Origin of the sequence: Stenotrophomonas capsici (assembly GCF_034961085.1) — a bacterium.
GTDB lineage: Bacteria > Pseudomonadota > Gammaproteobacteria > Xanthomonadales > Xanthomonadaceae > Stenotrophomonas > Stenotrophomonas capsici.
On sequence record NZ_JAYFUH010000030.1, the window covers coordinates 1 to 320 of the forward strand.

Annotated in this window: 1 protein-coding gene; it reads left to right on the top strand. The window is 68.8% G+C overall.

Features of this window, described 5'->3' with window-relative positions:
* On the top strand, positions 1 to 320 hold a 320-nt coding region (locus VA603_RS00300), incomplete at both ends, for an energy transducer TonB (protein WP_323437606.1).

The window sequence follows — 320 nt, forward strand, 5'->3', positions numbered from 1 at the left end:
CGCCGCCGCCGGAAGCCCCGGTGATCGACGTGCCGGAACCGCGCCCGAATGACGTGGTGACGCCGCCGGCCCCGCCGGCTCCGCCCGCCCCGCCGGTCGACATCCAGGCCAGCGTGGACATCTCGTCCAAGAACATGAACCCGCCGCGTTACCCGCCGGCCGCTGTCCGCGCCGGTATCCAGGGCGAGGTCATCCTGATCATTGATGTCGATGCCAACGGCAACGTCACCAATGTGGCCGTCGAGAAGTCCAGCCGCAACCGTGACCTCGACCGTGCTGCCATGGAAGCGGCGCGCAAGTGGAAGTTCAACCCCGCCTCA